15 protein-coding genes and 1 tRNA gene are annotated in these 15,735 nt (G+C 62.5%); 5 read left to right on the forward strand and 11 right to left on the reverse strand.

Annotated features, from left to right (window positions below; all coding sequences use genetic code 11):
* Positions 1–85: 85 nt before the first annotated feature.
* The 8 genes from BMY67_RS11315 to BMY67_RS11350 form a co-directional block, all read right to left on the reverse strand.
* Positions 86–1,555 (reverse strand): phytoene desaturase family protein, encoded by a 1,470-nt coding sequence (locus tag BMY67_RS11315; RefSeq protein WP_092771490.1) that lies wholly within the window; start codon positions 1,553–1,555, stop codon positions 86–88.
* 208 nt (positions 1,556–1,763) lie between these two features.
* On the reverse strand, positions 1,764–2,279 hold the full coding sequence (locus tag BMY67_RS11320; protein ID WP_092771492.1) for a sigma-70 family RNA polymerase sigma factor: 516 nt from the start codon (positions 2,277–2,279) through the stop codon (positions 1,764–1,766).
* A gap of 252 nt (positions 2,280–2,531) precedes the next feature.
* A complete protein-coding gene (locus BMY67_RS11325; RefSeq protein ID WP_092771494.1) occupies positions 2,532–3,434 on the reverse strand; it encodes a MerR family transcriptional regulator in 903 nt (300 codons plus the stop codon).
* Between the two features lie 115 nt (positions 3,435–3,549).
* Positions 3,550–4,044: a sterol desaturase family protein gene (locus BMY67_RS11330; protein WP_092771496.1), complete on the reverse strand. Its 495-nt coding sequence runs from the start codon at positions 4,042–4,044 to the stop codon at positions 3,550–3,552.
* 118 nt (positions 4,045–4,162) lie between these two features.
* Positions 4,163–4,975: an enoyl-CoA hydratase/isomerase family protein gene (locus tag BMY67_RS11335; protein WP_092771498.1), complete on the reverse strand. Its 813-nt coding sequence runs from the start codon at positions 4,973–4,975 to the stop codon at positions 4,163–4,165.
* A gap of 176 nt (positions 4,976–5,151) precedes the next feature.
* Complete coding sequence (locus tag BMY67_RS11340; protein ID WP_092771500.1) at positions 5,152–7,389, reverse strand: ComEC/Rec2 family competence protein; 2,238 nt, start codon at positions 7,387–7,389, stop codon at positions 5,152–5,154.
* 141 nt (positions 7,390–7,530) lie between these two features.
* Positions 7,531–7,965 (reverse strand): GNAT family N-acetyltransferase, encoded by a 435-nt coding sequence (locus tag BMY67_RS11345; RefSeq protein ID WP_092771502.1) that lies wholly within the window; start codon positions 7,963–7,965, stop codon positions 7,531–7,533.
* 182 nt (positions 7,966–8,147) lie between these two features.
* Positions 8,148–9,164, reverse strand: a complete 1,017-nt coding sequence (locus tag BMY67_RS11350) for a PhoH family protein (protein ID WP_092771504.1) — start codon at positions 9,162–9,164, stop codon at positions 8,148–8,150.
* Between the two features lie 185 nt (positions 9,165–9,349).
* Here BMY67_RS11350 and BMY67_RS11355 point away from each other — a divergent pair, with 185 nt between their 5' ends.
* The 5 genes from BMY67_RS11355 to BMY67_RS11375 all read left to right on the forward strand — a co-directional run bounded on the left by BMY67_RS11355 (position 9,350) and on the right by BMY67_RS11375 (position 12,052).
* Positions 9,350–10,120, forward strand: coding sequence for an SAM hydrolase/SAM-dependent halogenase family protein (locus BMY67_RS11355; RefSeq protein WP_092771506.1), 771 nt, complete (start codon positions 9,350–9,352; stop codon positions 10,118–10,120).
* A gap of 126 nt (positions 10,121–10,246) precedes the next feature.
* Positions 10,247–10,555, forward strand: a complete 309-nt coding sequence (locus BMY67_RS11360) for a putative quinol monooxygenase (protein ID WP_092771508.1) — start codon at positions 10,247–10,249, stop codon at positions 10,553–10,555.
* Between the two features lie 114 nt (positions 10,556–10,669).
* Complete coding sequence (gene hscB, locus BMY67_RS11365; RefSeq protein ID WP_092771510.1) at positions 10,670–11,212, forward strand: Fe-S protein assembly co-chaperone HscB; 543 nt, start codon at positions 10,670–10,672, stop codon at positions 11,210–11,212.
* A 26-nt stretch (positions 11,213–11,238) separates the two neighbouring features.
* Positions 11,239–11,320, forward strand: a tRNA-Leu gene (locus BMY67_RS11370).
* A 195-nt stretch (positions 11,321–11,515) separates the two neighbouring features.
* On the forward strand, positions 11,516–12,052 hold the full coding sequence (locus BMY67_RS11375; RefSeq protein ID WP_092771512.1) for a pyridoxamine 5'-phosphate oxidase family protein: 537 nt from the start codon (positions 11,516–11,518) through the stop codon (positions 12,050–12,052).
* A 150-nt stretch (positions 12,053–12,202) separates the two neighbouring features.
* Here the strand turns inward: BMY67_RS11375 and BMY67_RS11380 are convergent, their stop codons facing one another.
* The 3 genes from BMY67_RS11380 to BMY67_RS11390 all read right to left on the reverse strand — a co-directional run bounded on the left by BMY67_RS11380 (position 12,203) and on the right by BMY67_RS11390 (position 15,403).
* Positions 12,203–13,042: a cyanophycinase gene (locus BMY67_RS11380; protein WP_092771709.1), complete on the reverse strand. Its 840-nt coding sequence runs from the start codon at positions 13,040–13,042 to the stop codon at positions 12,203–12,205.
* A 151-nt stretch (positions 13,043–13,193) separates the two neighbouring features.
* Positions 13,194–14,273: an isoaspartyl peptidase/L-asparaginase family protein gene (locus BMY67_RS11385; protein WP_092771514.1), complete on the reverse strand. Its 1,080-nt coding sequence runs from the start codon at positions 14,271–14,273 to the stop codon at positions 13,194–13,196.
* 59 nt (positions 14,274–14,332) lie between these two features.
* Positions 14,333–15,403, reverse strand: coding sequence for a cyanophycinase (locus BMY67_RS11390; protein WP_092771516.1), 1,071 nt, complete (start codon positions 15,401–15,403; stop codon positions 14,333–14,335).
* Between the last annotated feature and the right edge of the window lie 332 nt (positions 15,404–15,735).

Below are 15,735 nucleotides of genomic sequence, written 5' to 3' on the forward strand. Positions count from 1 at the left end.
GAATGAATTCATAATTCATAATTCATAATTCATAATTCATAATTCATAATTCATAATTCATAATTCATAATTCATAATTCATAATTCATAATTCCTTCAACACTTCCCCCGCTACCACCTGGCCCGAAATGAGGGAAGGTGGCACGCCGGGGCCGGGGACGGTGAGCTGGCCGGTGAAGTAGAGGTTGCTGACTTTTTTGCTTTTGAGACTGGGCTTGAGGATGGCCGTCTGGCGCAGGGTGTTGGCCAGGCCGTAGGCGTTGCCCTTGTAGCTGTGGTAGTCGGCAATGAAATCCTGGTGGGCGTAACTGCGCTTGTACACCACCGCGTCGCGGATGCTGGTGCCGCAATGCCGCTCCAGCCGCTCCATGATGAAGTTGTAGTAGTGCTCGCGCGTGGCCTCGGGGTCGGGCAGGTTGGGGGCCACCGGCACCAGCAGGAAGATGTTCTCGCAGCCCTCCGGCGCCACCGAGGGGTCCGTCTGCGAGGGCGCCGACACGTAGAACAGCGGGCGCGTGGGCCACTTCGGGTTCTCGTAGATTTCCTCGGCGTGCAGGCCGAAGTCCTCGTCGAAAAACAGGTTGTGGTGGCGCAGGTTGGGCAGGCGCTTGTTCAGGCCCACGTAAAACAGCAGCGACGAGGGCGCCATCGTGCGCTTGTCCCAGTAGTCCTCCGAGTAGGTGCGCCACGCAGGGGCCAGCAGGTGCTGCTCGGCGTGGTGGTAGTCGGCGCCGGCTACCACGGCATCGGCGGGCCGGAAGCCGGCGGCGGTCTGCACGCCGGTGGTGCGGCCGTTTTCCACCACAATCTGCTCCACGGGCGTGTTGTACTCGATTTCCACGCCCTGCTCGCGGGCCAGGGCTACCATGCCTTCCACAATTTTATGCATGCCGCCCATGGGGTACCAGGTGCCCAGCGCCAGGTCGGCGTAGTTCATGAGCGAGTACAGGGCCGGCGTGTTTTCGGAAGTGGCGCCCAGAAACAGAATCGGAAACTCGACCAGCTCCAGCAGCCGCGGGTCCTTGAAAAACTTGCGCACGTGCTTGTGCATGCTTTGCAGCAGGTCGAGGCGCACGGCGTCTACTACCAGCCGCGGATCGGCAAACTCCAGCAGCGAGCGGCCGGGCATGTGCACGAACTTGCCGATGCCCACCTGGTACTTGTAGGCCGCCTGCCGCAGAAACTCATCGAGGCGTGCGCCGCTGCCGGGCTCAAACCGCTCGAACAACGCCCGCAGCTCGCTCATGGCGGCCGGAATATCCACCGCCTCAGGGCCTTTAAAAATCACCTGGTACGAGGGGTCGAGGCGCACCAAGTCGTAGTAGTCGCTCACCTTCCGCCCAAATTTGGCGAAGTACTGCTCGAAAATATCGGGCATCCAGTACCAGCTCGGGCCCATGTCGAAGGTGAAGCCCTCGGCCTGAAACTGCCGGGCCCGGCCGCCGGGGCCCTCGTTTTTTTCCAGCAGCGTAACGCGGCAGCCCTGCTGGGCCAGCGTGGTAGCCGCCGACAGGCCCGCGAAGCCGGCCCCGATAACTATGATGTGTTTGCTCACAAGCGCAAATATGAGGTTTTGCTGGTTTTGCTGGTTTCGCCCAGCCCTACGCAGCCCGACTCGCTAAGATACCGCCAGCCGGCCCGGAAGTTTGCTTTTCGGGCGAGCCCGACAAGCCAACGGGCCGCAAACTACGCTGGCCAAAGCTGGTTGCGTAGTCCGCGGCCCGTGATACGCCCGGGGCGGGTCTGTACTCTCTCCCTATTCCCTACACGCCGGGGGCGTATGTCTTCAACGCCTGCTTGAGCTCTTTGCGGGCGATGTGAATACGGTTTTTGACGGTGCCAATCGGAATTTGCAGCTTCTCCGCAATTTCCAGGTACTTGTAGCCGATGTAGTACATCATGAACGGCGTCCGGTAGTCGGCCGGGAGACCGGCAATAGCCGCGTTGATGTCCGTTACTACGAAATCGGAGCTGGCTCCGTTGTGGGTAATGTAGTTTTCATCGGTATTAAAGTACTGAAAGTACTCCGTGCTGTCGATGTTGCTGTTGCGCTTGGTTATTTTGTTGTAGTTGTTGATGAAGGTGTTGCGCATGATGGTGTACAACCACGCCTTCAGATTGGTGCCCGTCTTGAACTTGTCTTTGTTGAGCATGGCCTTGAGCAGGGTTTCCTGCACGAGGTCTTTGGCGTCGTCGGCGTCGCGGGTCAGGTTCATCGCCACCGGCTTCAGCGAGTAAGAAATCTTCTGTACCTGGTCAGTGAATTCAAGAGAGGTCATGCTGTTTAGCTTTTGGTGGCCAAATGTTAAACAAATATACGCACCGCCCACTAAAAAGTACGCCAACCGGCCGATTTATTTTACACAACCAATCCGGATACCGGCCCAGGTGCCGTCAGGGCTACTTTCATCCCAAAAACCAGCCAACCACACCCGGCTACCCTCGCTGCACACGCCAGGCCGACACGCTAGCTGTCGGCCGCCCCTGCGGCCGCCGGCCCAGAAAGTACGACGGGGCTGGCGTATCGGTTTTCAGCGCTGGGTTTCGGCAACCGCGCTGCTGGCATCAACCAGGGCAATAAAGTCGGTAATCAGAGTCAGGCGGGTGGTTTGCGAGGGCAGCGGAAAATCCAGCTGGGCCAGCGGACCATATAAATAAAGCTGGGTGCCGGGGCAGTACTCGCGCAGCTGCTGCACGAAATGGCCTACCTCGTCGCGCTCGGGCACGGCCGTGAGCACCGTTAGCAGCGCGTGGGGCTGATAGCTGGCACACACGGCCCGCAGCTCGGATGTGGGCAGGTTTTGCCCCAGGTACAGCACGTGGTGGCGGCGGGCCCGCAGCACGTAGTTCATGAACAGCAGCGCCAGCTCGTGCATTTCGCGCTCGGGCAGAAACAGCACCCAGCGCCGGGCCGAGGTGGGCGACACCGGGGGCAACGCATCGGTACCGGCCAGCATTTTCTGGCGTAGCAGGTTGGTTACCAGGTGCTCCTGGGCGGGGTTCACGGTGCCCGCCTGCCACATAATGCCAATGCGCTGCAAAAACGGGTAAGCTACCCGCAGAATGGCCTCTTCGAGGCCAAGCTGCTCGATGGTCTGATTGAACAGGGCCACCAGCTGGCACTCATCCATGGCCAGCATGGCGGCCAGCAAGCCGTTTACGCGCTGGCAGTAGTTATGGGTCGCGTCGTTGCCGGCCAGCACGGCCGTCGACAGTTCCTCCTCGCTCAGGCTGGCCACCTTGGATATGCGGTAGCCCCGGTCGCAGAGCGTGGCCACGTTCAGCAGCCGGCGCAAATCGTCCTCGCAATAGGTGCGGATGTTGGTGGCGGTGCGCGCGGGGTTCAGAATGCCATAGCGCTGCTCCCATATGCGAATGGTATGCGCCTTGACGCCCGAAAGCTGCTCTAAATCGGAGATGGAAAAGTAACCCATTGTTTTAAGCCGATAGCTGTTAGCAGTTAGCTATTAGCCTTTTCTCAGGGATAAAATACTAGTGTTATGCAGTGCCAGGCGGCCAGTGCTGCGCGTGAAATCCAACCGCTAACGCTCAGTCAACCGCTTTACTTTTCAGCACGCGGGTGGGAGCCGGTCGGCGCAAGGCCAGCTGGAAGTAACGGGGCGACACCCACAGCAGGCCGAACTCTTCGCTGCCGTCGCGGCCGGTGGTTTTGTGGTGCATCTTATGGGCCATGTTCAGGGCCCGCAGGTAGGTGTTGCGCGACTTGCGCCAGAAGCGCAGCCGGCCATGAATCAGCACATCGTGCACGAAAAAATACAGCGTGCCGTAGCTGGCAATGCCCACGCCCATCCAGAACCGGAAGTCGTGGCTTTCGGAACCGAACACGATGAGCAGCATCGAGAGCGAGCCGTAAAACAGAAAGAAAAAGTCGTTGCGCTCGAAGCGGTGCGGGTGCCGCACGTGGTGCGAGCGGTGCAGAAACCACAGCGGCCCATGCAGCACGAAGCGGTGCATGAACCAGGCCACGAACTCCATCCCCAGAAAAGTAGCCGTCGTAACGGCCACGGCACCCAGCGTCGTCATAGGTAAGCTAACCGGCAGAAAAGCAAGAAGGTTTAGCGGATAGGCGCGGAGGGGCCGCCTGTTATCCTGAGCATATCGCGCGACATGCTCAGGATGACAGGCGGGCCTATTGTGCAGGTTAGTTGTCCCAGGTCAGCTTTTCCTTGTTCAGGAAAGCGGCAATGCCGCGGCGGCAGTCGTCGGAGCCGCGGGCGTCGGCGTTCATGCGGGCGGCGTAGCGCAGACTGTCTTCGAGGGGCATTTCGGGCAGACGGGCTATCATCTCCTTGGTTATTTCCATGCTTTGGCCCGAGTTCTCAACGCACAGGCGGCGGGCAAAGCGGTATACGCTGTCGGCCAGTTCCTGGCGGGGCACTACGAAGTTGACGAGGCCGTACTCCAGCGCCTTATCGGCGGGGATGACATCGCCGGTGAGCAGCAGCTGCTTGGTGCGGGTTTCGCCGATTTTACGCAGCAGGAAAATGCTGACGATGGCCGGCAGAAAGCCTATTTTCACTTCGGTGTAGCCGAATTTAGCCTCGGGTACGGTAAAGGCAAAGTCGCAGATAGTAGCCAGGCCGCAGCCGCCGGCCAGCGCGTGGCCGTGCACCTGCCCGATAACCACCTTGTTGAGGGTGTAAATCTGGTGGAACAGCTGCATGAGGTGGGTCGAGTCGGCCAGGTTCTCGTTGTAGCCGAAATTCTGCAACTCCTGAATATAGCCTAAATCGGCCCCGGCACAGAACACGTCGCCCGCGGCCCGCAACACGATAACCTTGCAGTCGTCGTCGTCTTCGGCATAAGCGAAGGCTTGCTTAAGCTCAGTCACCACGTTGGCATTGAGCGCGTTGCGCTTATCGGGACGATTGAGCGTGATATAGCCGATAGAATCCTGGGCTTCGTAGCGGATGTAGCGCAGTTCTTCGAGTTCCTGAGTGAGGGCGTCTTCCATAGTCGGGATGGGTGGGGCAAGGATGAGGGGCTCAGCGAAAGGGCCGGTAGGTGCAAGCAGCAAGGGGCCGGGCTAAGCCAGAAGGGGGTCGAAAAACCCAAACCTAGCAAAATTGATGCTACTATGATACGAACTACGCGCCGAATCCGGCCACTACCCGGCGGTATTTTGTGGGTCTACCACCGGCCGCCGACGCGGAAAGCCCCGGCCAGCGTCACGTCGTGGGTGCGGAAACCGGCGGCCCGGAACAGCGAATCCTGCCGGGCCACGTACCAGCTTTTGCAGCTCGAGTCGAAAACAATGCGCGGGGCCGTGCCAAACAAGGCGGCCACATCGGTGGGCCGCACGCGGGCGTTGCGGCGCAGCACCACGGCCGCCAGGCCCGGCAGCGGTTGGGTGCTGCCGCTGAGCTGTCCGCTGACGAAAGCCAGCTGCCGGCCCCGCCAGCGCGCCAGCACCAGGCCGGGCTCGGCCACCAGTGCCGGCACGGGGCTGCCCCGCCAGCCGGGCCAGTAGCGCACGCGCCGGGCGTTGCGCCGGATGCTGCCCGGCACGATGCGGTAGGTGCGCTCGGTTTCGGTGAGCGGCAGCGAGTCGAGCGGCACGATATCGGCCGCCGCGCCCTGCCAGAAGCCCACCACCGAGCGGCGCGGAATACTGTACACGATGAGCTGCTCGTCGGGCGCCAGCTGCCGGGCGGCCCACACCCGGCTGCCGGCAAACACGCCCATAAACGTGCAGGCCAGCGCCAGCCATTGCAGCCGCCGCAGGGAAAAAAAGGCCAGCAGGGCCAGAATCACCCCAAATATCAGCCAGGCCTGCGGGGCCGTGATGTGGATGCCCGACACCAGCGCCCCCGGCATGCTTTTCCCAATGAAAAAGATGTACTCATTGAAAAACCAGATCATCCACTCAAATACCCAGGCCACACCTTTGGTCAGGTAATCGAGGCCGTGGGCCAGCGTGGTCGAAAGCAGGCCCAACGCCCAACCCAGGCCCTTAAGCAATAGCAGCAGCAGCCCCACGTACACGGCCAGGCTGGAAATGGGCACGGCCACGAGGTTGGAAAGCAAAAAGCTGAGCGGAAACTGGTGGAAGTAAAACAGCCCCAGCGGAAACGTGGCCACCTGGGCCGCCAACGACAGTGCCGTGGCCCGCCATATCCAGTCGAGGCCGATGCCCGCCCATTGCCAGAGCTTCTGCACGGCCGGCCGTTGCCAGGGCCGCTGCCGGGCCAGAAAATACGCTTTCGGATGCAGCCAGCCGGCAATGGGCGGTTGCAGGTACACGATGCTGAGTACGGCCAGAAACGAGAGCTGAAAGCCCACGTCGCAGAGCAGATACGGGTCGTAGCAGAGCAGAAAAAAGGCGGCCACAGCCAGCAGGTTGTATATGGAAGTCTGCCGGCCGGTGGCGCGGGCCACCAGCACAAACGAGAACATCACCGTAGCCCGCAGCACCGAGGCCGAGAGGCCGGTCAGAAAAGCGTAGCTCCAGATAACGCCCAGCCCCACCAGGGCCGTGAGCAGGTGCAGCAGCGGCCCGCGCCGGCCCGGCAACAGCCCCAGCAGCCAGCTCACGGCCCCAAACAGCAGCCCCACCTGCAAGCCCGATACGGCCATGATGTGGGTGGTACCAGTGTTGGCGTAGGCCTCCTTGGTTTGCTGGTCCACGTCGTCCTTGAGGCCCAGCACCAGCGCCGAAGCCAGCGCATATTCGCGCCTGGCATGCACGTAGCGCTTGAATATGCCCTCCACGACCCGCGCCGCCCGCATGGCCACGGCCCGCAGCAGGCTGGGCGGGGCCATAGCAATGCGCTGGTACTGATCGGGATGGATGAACTGCTGGTGGTAAACCTGGTGGTATTGCAGGTAGCGGCGGTAGTCGAACTCGCCGGGGTTGAGCGGGGGCTTGCTCGGGGCCGGGGCGCCGCGCACCAGCCACACGTCGCCGTACTGCGGGGCCGGCAGCGAGTCGGTGAGCGGGATGGAAACGCGGATGCCGCCCACGGCGGGCCGCCACTGCCCCGCCACCCGCACCGCCGACACCCGCACGGTAGTGGCGTAGGTAGCGGGCCGCCGCACGGTATAGTCGTCCACTACGGCCCGGTAAAATTCAATCTGGTCGCCGAAGCGAAACAGGTGATTGGGAGCCCGGCTTTCGGTGGCCTGCTGCGTGAGCGTGAGGCCCGCCACGTACAGGGCCGCCACGGCCAGCAGCCCGGCCGCATCGGTGGGGCCGGGGCCGGGCTGCCGGGCTGCCCACCACTGCCCGCCCGCAAACAGCCCCACCAGCCCCGCCAGCAATGGCCAGACGGGCGGCAGCATCGGGCCATAGTACAAATACGTGAGGATACCGGCCATCAGCGGCAGCACCAGGCGCACGAAGGCATTCGGAGCCCATTTGACTTGCATGCTTTTTAAGCTGATGGCTTTTAGCGGGTGGCGTTCTGCCGGAGCTATGGCAGCGTTCTGGAAATCAAGGTGTAAAAAATATATTGAACCACAAGCGGCGGCAGAACTGCCAGCGCATTTCTGTGGTGGCCCCACCGCGTGCTAGTGGCCCTGCCAACTCATCTTATAGTGCTCAATACCGGCTTCTACGAACTTCTCCCCCGCTTTCATAAAGCCGTGGCGCTCATAAAAGCGTACGGCCGGCAGCTGGGCGTTGAGATATACCAGCTCGCCGGGGTGGGCGGCCTGCACATCGCGGAGCACGGCGGCCAGCAGAGCCGCGCCGGCCTGTTGGTTGCGGTACTCGGCCAGCACGGCAAAGCGCTCCAGCTTCACGCCGGCCGCGGTAGGGCGCCAGCGGGCGGTGCCGCAGGGCTGGCCGGCGGCGCTCAGGGCCAGGTAGTGGGTGGCGTCGGTGCGGTCGTGGGCGTCGTGCTCCAGGTCGGCGGGCACGTTCTGGCCCAGCACGAACACGATGCGCCGGATCGCCAGGGCCGCTTCCAGGTCGGGTTCGGTGGTAATGCGGTGAACTTGCATGGGCGTAGCGCTGAAGTCAAAGAGAAAAAATCAAAAGTAAAAGCCCGCGTCTGTTCTTCAGACGAAGAAAGGACCTTATTCCGTAAAAACGACAATCGTAAGCACGACTGGTTTTCACGGAATAAGGTCCTTCCTTCGTTAGGATGACAGGTGGTCAGGCTAACGGCTCAGCTCAACCGACCCTACTCGCCGCGGCGCTGGGCGGGGCGCACGGGGCGGTTGGCCTGGTCGGCGCGTTCCTGCTCCTGCTCGGTGTCGAACTGGTCGTAGGCCAGCACGATTTCCTTTACCAGGCGGTGGCGCACCACGTCGTCGGCCGTCATTTCCACGAACCCGATGCCGGGCACGTCGCGCAGAATATCAAGGGCCTGGTTGAGGCCGGATTTCTGCTTGGTGGGCAGGTCGATCTGGCTTCGGTCGCCGTTTACCATCACCTTGGCGTGGGGGCCCATGCGGGTCAGAAACATCTTCAGCTGCGAGGGCGTGGTGTTCTGGGCCTCATCGAGCAGCACGAAGGCGTGGTTGAGCGTGCGGCCGCGCATGTAGGCCAGCGGCGCAATTTCGATGGTCTTGTTCTCCATGTAGAACTTGAACTTCTCGGGCGGCAGCATGTCCTCCAGCGCATCGTAAATGGGCCGCAGGTAGGGGTCAACTTTCTCCTTCATGTCGCCGGGCAGAAAACCCAGGCTTTCGCCGGCTTCCACCACGGGGCGCGAGATGATGATCTTCTTGACCTCCTTGTTTTTGAGCGCCCGCACGGCCAGCGCCACCGAAATATATGTTTTGCCCGTGCCGGCCGGCCCGAGCGCAAACACCAGGTCGTTCTTCATCACGGCATCCACCAGGCGCTGCTGGTTGGCGGTGCGGGCCTTAATCACGCCGCCCTTGGCTCCGAACAGGATAACGTCGGGCGCGGCTGCCATGCGGGCTTCCTCCACCTCCTCGTTGGCCGAAGACAGGTACTGGCTCACCGTTTTGTCGGTGATGGTGCCGTATTCGTGGTAATGCTCGATGAGGGCCGAGAGGATGTCGTTGATGCGGCTGATAACGGCCGGCTGGCCCTGAATCTTGATTTCGTTGCCCCGGGAGACAACTTTGCTGCCCGGGAAAGCCGCCGCAAGCTGGCGGATATTCTGGTTGTCGGGTCCCAGGAACTCCACCAGGGACACATTTTCCAACGTGATGACTTTTTCGACCAAACCAGGAAATTTTAAAAGCGAAAAGAGAAAATAAGGGGCTGAGCGCCCGCCGGATGAAGGCTTCTGCTGCTTACAACAGCAAAAGTCAGGTTATCGTTGCGCGGCCCGGTTCGCGGCAAAAGGTATACTTTTGCCACCCCCGCGGGGCACAAAGCAATAGTACGAATAACTCCGAATTTCCGGTCATGGGCTTGATTACGTTTCTGTCAGATTTCGGCTACCGCGACCATTACGTGGCCGCCGTAAAGGCCCGGATTCTGCAGCTGGCCCCCGAGCTGCCGGTGCTCGACCTCACCCACGGCATCGAGCCCTTCAATATTGCCCACGCCGTGCACGTGCTGGGCTCGGTGTACGCCGATTTCCCGGCCGGCACCGTGCACCTGGTGGGCGTAAACGATTTGGGTGCCCCTCACGCGGCCTGGCTGGCCGCCCGCTACCAGGGCCACTACTTCGTGGCCGCCGACAACGGCCTGCTGCCGCTGCTCTGCGACGGCGCGCCCGAGTATATGGTGCGGCTCAGTGCCGGCCAGCAGCCCACCGCATCCCCTACCCGCGACCTGCTGGTGCCCGCCGCCGTGCACCTGGCCCAGGGCCTGGCACTGGCCGACCTGGGTCCCGAGCTGGCCGAGCCCTACCAGTTGCTCAACCGCCAGCTGCGCCTGCAGGACAACCGCGTAACCGGCCATGTGGTGCACGTCGACCACTACGGCAACCTGATAACCGACATTTCGCGCTCGGCTCTGGAGGTCATCGGCCGCGACCGGCCCTTTACCATCCACTTCGCCCGCGAAACCGTGCGCGCCATCGCCCCCCACTTCCAGGCCGCCGACCCCGGCGAGGCCGTGTGCATCTTCAACAGCCAGGACCGGCTGTGCATCGGCATCAACCAGGGCAACGCCTCCGAACTGCTGGGCCTGCATTTCGACTCGCAGGTAGATGTGCGCTACCTAAGCTAGGCACGGAAATGCCTCATTGAGAGAAACCAAAGCGGTAAATGCAATTCGTGCAAACATTATGTTAATAAATATCGGCCGTTCTGGCAGTCAGGCCGATGGTATTTCTTCCCCCTATTCTTCGAGCTGATGCTGATCCGGATTGTTCGCCTCACTTTCGCCCCCGAGCACGTACCAGCCTTCCTGCGCATTTTCCAGGAGTCGGAAGCGCAAATCCGGCAGATGCCCGGCTGCCACCACCTGGAGCTGTGGCAGGATGCCAACGACCCGCACGTGTACTGCACTCACAGCCACTGGGAGTCGGCCGAGGTCCTGAATGCCTACCGTCGCTCGGCGCTGTTCGGGCAGGTTTGGCCGGCCACCAAGGCCCTGTTTGCGGCCCCACCCCTGGCCTTCTCAGTGCAGCCGGCCATATTACCTGCTGCGGCTGATACCTGAGGCAGCCACTGTTTCTGCGCTGGCGCCGTAACCTATCGGGCCGGCGGGCAGTTTGAACCCGAGTGCCCGGCTGCTCCCGGCAATACCCGCTGCACCTCCCCCTCTCCCACCCTTATGCCCGCAATACCCGATTACTTCGAATTCTACGAGCTGCCCGAGACGTTTCGCCCCGACGAGGCGGCGCTAAAGCGCAAGTACTACGCCCTGAGCCGCGAGTACCACCCCGATTTCCACGCCACGGCCAGCGCCGAAAAGCAGCAGGAAATTCTGCAGCTGGCCACGCTCAACACCGACGCCTACCGCACTCTTAGCCACCCCGACCAGCGCATGGCCTACATTTTGGGTCGCCACGGCCTGCTCGAGGAAGGCCAGCAGGCGTTGCCCCCCGATTTTTTAATGGAGGTAATGGACCTCAATGAACAGCTGATGGAGCTGGAATTTGAGCCCGATGCGGCGGCTGAAGCGAAGGTAGAAGCCGAAGTCAACGCCCTGAGCGATACGCTTGATGCGGGCATTGAGCCAGTGCTGGCGGGCTACGAGGGCCTGCCCGCCGACACCCGCCCCCAGGCCCTGCAGCAGGTGCGCACCTACTACCTGAAAAAAAGGTACCTGTTGCGCATTCGGGAATCTCTGGCTAAGTTTGCAGCCCGTTCCTAAGCTACCTGTCGGAACGGTTTTGAAACGCCCGGATGGCGGAACTGGTAGACGCGTCGGTCTCAAACACCGATATCGAAAGATATGCCGGTTCGATTCCGGCTCCGGGTACTTGTAGAGGTTAATTTCTCAACCTAAATCAAGCCTCAAAAGCTGTAAATCTGGCAACAGATGCAGTTTTTGAGGCTTTTTTGCGTTCGGGCCAAACCGGGTGTACCCATGGGCCAGCCCAATGACCAGCGCCGCCTTAACTCTGGCCGGCCGGGCGCGTACTCAGTTGCATCCCCCACAATTTTTCCGTCTTTTATGGATAGCATCAACCAACAGCAGCCCGAAAAAAACCACCAGGACCTGCTGGCCACCGAGGCCATTGCCAAAATGAAGGAGCTGGCCGAAAAAACCAACACCTGCTTTTTCAACACCCGCCTGCGCAGCGAGGAGGTTCCGGCAACCCGCCCTATGGCCGTGCGCGACATCGACGAGCAGGGCAACTTCTGGTTTCTGAGTGCCAACGACAGCCACAAAAACCGGCAGATTCAGCAGGATTCCACGGTGCAGCTGCTGTTTCAGGGCTCGGCGCATTCCGATTTTCTGAGCGTAGTCGGCACGGCCACCATTTCCACCGACCGGGCCCGCATCAAAGAGCTGTGGACGCCCATCCTCAAAGCCTGGTTCACGGAGGGCGAAGACGACCCGCGCATCACAGTCATCCGGCTAACGCCCCACGACGGCTACTACTGGGACAACAAGCACGGCAATGCCATTGCCTTCGTGAAAACGGCCGTCGGCGCCGCCATCGGCCAGACGCTGGACGACTCTATCGAAGGTAACCTCAGCGTATAGGCCCAACGAGCGTTTCCCGTAAAACAGCACCGCGCCCACCCACAGATTGTGGGTGGGCGCGGTGCTGTTTTAGGTGATGCGGATGCCGCTTACTGAATATAGCCAGTGTTGCGGGCAGTAACACCGGTTATGCCCGACCGCGCAATGCACCTACCACTCAAACGTGTCGCCATCGGCGTAGATGCTTAGCTCAGCATCCTGCAGCCGCAGCAGGCCGCCGGCGGTGCGCAACCCCACCGGACGGGCCAGCCGCACCACCTGGCTGACGCCCGAAATGCGGGCGCGGCGGCCCTGCACCACCAGGGCCGTCCCTTCATCAATGCCCACGCAGGTGAAACCGGGATAGGCGGCCAGGGCCGAAATGAGCCGGTTGTAGCGGCTGCGGCGGATGAAATGCTGGTCGACAATAACCGAGTCGATGAGGCCCAGGCCGGGCTTGAACTCAATGTTGCCGGGCTGCAGCTTGCGGAAGGTTTCGTGGTAGGTGGTATCGGGCAGCAACTCGCGGCCGGTTATCATGTGGCGGCTCATCACGGCGGCGCCGGCGCTGGTGCCGGCCACCGTGGCCCCACCGGCGTAGGCGGCCCGGATGGCCGTTTCGATGGGCGTGCCGGCCACCACGCGCATAAACCGGTCCTGGTCGCCGCCGGTGATGAAGATGAGGCGGGCGTGGCGCAGCGAATCGATTTGCTGCCGGCGGCGGCGGGCCGAAGCGGCGGGCCGGGCCAGGTTGAGGTACAGCACCGGCCGCGGGGTCGCGGCGCGCAGCTGCCCGGCAATGCTGGCAAAGGAGGCCTCGGGCTCGGCGCTGGCCATGGGCAGTACCACGGCATAATCGCGCGGCCCCAGGCCGGCGGTGGCCACCATGTCCTGAATTAATTCGGGCGAGCGGGCACCGCCGCCAATAATGAACAGCTTGCCCGGCTGGGCCCACATCGGCAGCGCGGGCAGCAGGAGTAGCAGTGGCAACAGGAAGCGCAGGTTTTTCATAAAGAAGCAGCTGAGAAAGAACACGGAAAGGACTGGCCCCGGCACAACGGCCGGGGTCAGTAGTTGCCAATGAAGCTAGGACGGGCAGTTGTAATATTTAGGTTGAGGCAGAGCCAGAACCTAGCTCTAATTCCAGCTCAACCCAGGCACTTTACTCCTTGTAAATCTGCACCTCAATTTTGCCGTCCTCGGTGATGGTGCCGCGGTACATGCCTTCGGTGTTGAAGGGCAGCGAGGCGTGGCCCTGGCGGTCGAGGGCGATGAGGCCGCCGTCGCCGCCGAGCTTGGCTACTTTGGCCAGCACGGTGCGGGAGGCTTCGTCAATGCTCAGGCCCTTGTATTCCATGAGGGCCGAAATGTCGTGGGCCACCACGCTGCGGATGAAGAACTCGCCCCAGCCGGTGCACGAAATGCCCGCCGTGGCGTTGTTGGCGTAGGTGCCAGCGCCAATCAGCGGCGCGTCGCCGACGCGGCCGAACTTCTTGTTGGTCATGCCGCCGGTGCTGGTGCCGGCGGCCAGGTTGCCGGCTTTATCGAGGGCCACGCAGCCCACGGTACCAAACTTATAGTCGTGCTGGCCGCCGCCGAGGCGGGCGGTTTTCTTGTCGTCGTGGTCGAGGCGGCTTTTGGTTGAATCTTCCTTGATGGCATCCTGCAGGCCCTTCCACCGCTCATCGGTGTAGAAATACCTGGGGTCAACGAGCGTCTGGCCGGTCTGGCGGGCGAACTGCTCGGCCCCGGCCCCCATCATCATCACGTGCTCCGATTTATCCATCACGGCGCGGGCGGCGCTGATGGGGTTGCGGATGACGGTGACGCCCGCCACCGCGCCGGCCTGCAGGGTGTTGCCGTCCATGATGGCCGCATCCATCTCGTTGCGGCCGGCGTGGGTGAAGACGGCGCCCTTGCCGGCGTTGAACAGGGGCGAATCTTCGAGGATGTGAATGGCGGCTTCCACGGCGTCGAGGCTGGTTTTGCCGGCCTGCAGCTGGTCGTAGCCGGTTTGCAGGGCCTTGGTGAGGGCGGCGCGGTAGGCGGCCTCCTTCTCGGGCGTCATGGTCGATTTGAGGATGGTACCGGCCCCGCCGTGCACGATGAGCACGTATTTGGTCTGGTCGGCCGGCGGCGTCGTGGCCGTTTCGGCGACGGAATCGGTGGGTTTGGCGGCGGGGTTGCAGCCGGCGGCCAGCAAACCGAGGCCGAGGAAGGCGGGAAGAAAGGGAAAGCGCATAGACAAGGGAAAGAAGTAAAAATGATGCCGACGACCCGGCAGGCTGCCCGCCGCCGTGGCTACTGCGGGGCCTGTTGCAGCTGGCCGTTATCCACCCACCACCACTGCCAGCTGCCACCCTGGGCCGCGGCCGGACTAAGGTCGGTGACGGATACGCGGCCCTGGCCCGTTTCGGAGCCGCTTACCTCGTACACGGCCAGCGCCTGCTGCTGCCGGAGCCATTGCAGCGGCTGGCCGGCCACCACGCGCTCGGGCGGGCGGCCCGCCACCGGCCGCAGGAAGTAGGCCTTGCTGCGGCCGAACACCTGAGCCACACCGTCGGGAGCCACGCAAACGGCCGTTTTTTCATCTACCGCAATGCCCTGGGCCAGCAGGCCCCAGTCCTGCCAGGCGCGGGCCAGGAAGGCCACGTGCCGGCCGGGCCGGTCGCGGGTGAGGTAGTGCTGGTCGGTGAGCACGCCCCGAAGCACGGGCACGCGCAGGAAATCGTCGTGGTAGAGCGTGACGGCGGGCGCGTAGGGGTTGGCCAGGGCCTCGGCGGCGGTGGGGCTGCCGTTTTCGCCGCTGAAGTAGGCGCTGCCCAGAATGGCACAACCGGCGCTGGTGCCGCCCAGCGGCGCCAGCCGGGTCTGGGCCAGGTAGTTGAGCGCGTCCTGCACCAACGTGCCGCGCCAGTAGTTCATGTAATTCGACTGGTCGCCGCCGGCAATGAACACCATTTCGGCGTTGCGGATGGTGCGGGCCACGGCCGGGTTGTTGGCCAGCTCGCGGGAGTTGATGAGCAGCGTCTCAACCGAGTTGACCGTTCCCAGGCCGGCAATGTAGGGGTTGTAAGCATCGGTGCCCGAGGCCCGCAGCACCACCACGTCGCCGCCACCGCTACGCGCTATCATCCAGCGAAACGCGGCGTCCACGTCGGTGCCGCCGCCCATCAGCACTACCCCGCCGCTTACGGCCGGGCGCACGTCGGCCGTGTCGCCTACCAGGCCCAGCGAGGCGGGGCGCACGACCGGCCCCACACCCGGCCCGGTGGGCGGCCTGGGCGTAACCGGGGCCGGAATGGAGCTGCGGCAGCCAGCGGCCAGCAGTGCCGGCAGCAGTAGCAGGCCGAGGAATTTGTTGGTTTTCATGGTTGAGGCTTCAATAACGGCTGGCTGGCGTCGCGCAGTAGCGCGAACTGGGTAGTTCGCGCCTGTGCCGTTGGAATGAATTTGAATGGCAGCAGTAGCGCGAACTACCTAGCGCAATTTTCAGGTCAGTATACCCGTAGCGCACGTAGCGCGAACTTTGTAGTTCGCGTCCCCGCGTCGTCTAGGCGGCTTCAATGGCACGGGGACGCGAACTACAAAGTTCGCGCTACAGCCGGCCAGAATTTCAAACCGTACACTCAGCTGGAAACCGCTTTAGTTCGCGCTACTGCCGCCGCGGACCCTCTCCATTTCGGAGAGGGGAGTCAGGCCCC

The organism is Hymenobacter actinosclerus (assembly GCF_900111515.1).
Classification (GTDB): Bacteria; Bacteroidota; Bacteroidia; order Cytophagales; family Hymenobacteraceae; genus Hymenobacter; species Hymenobacter actinosclerus.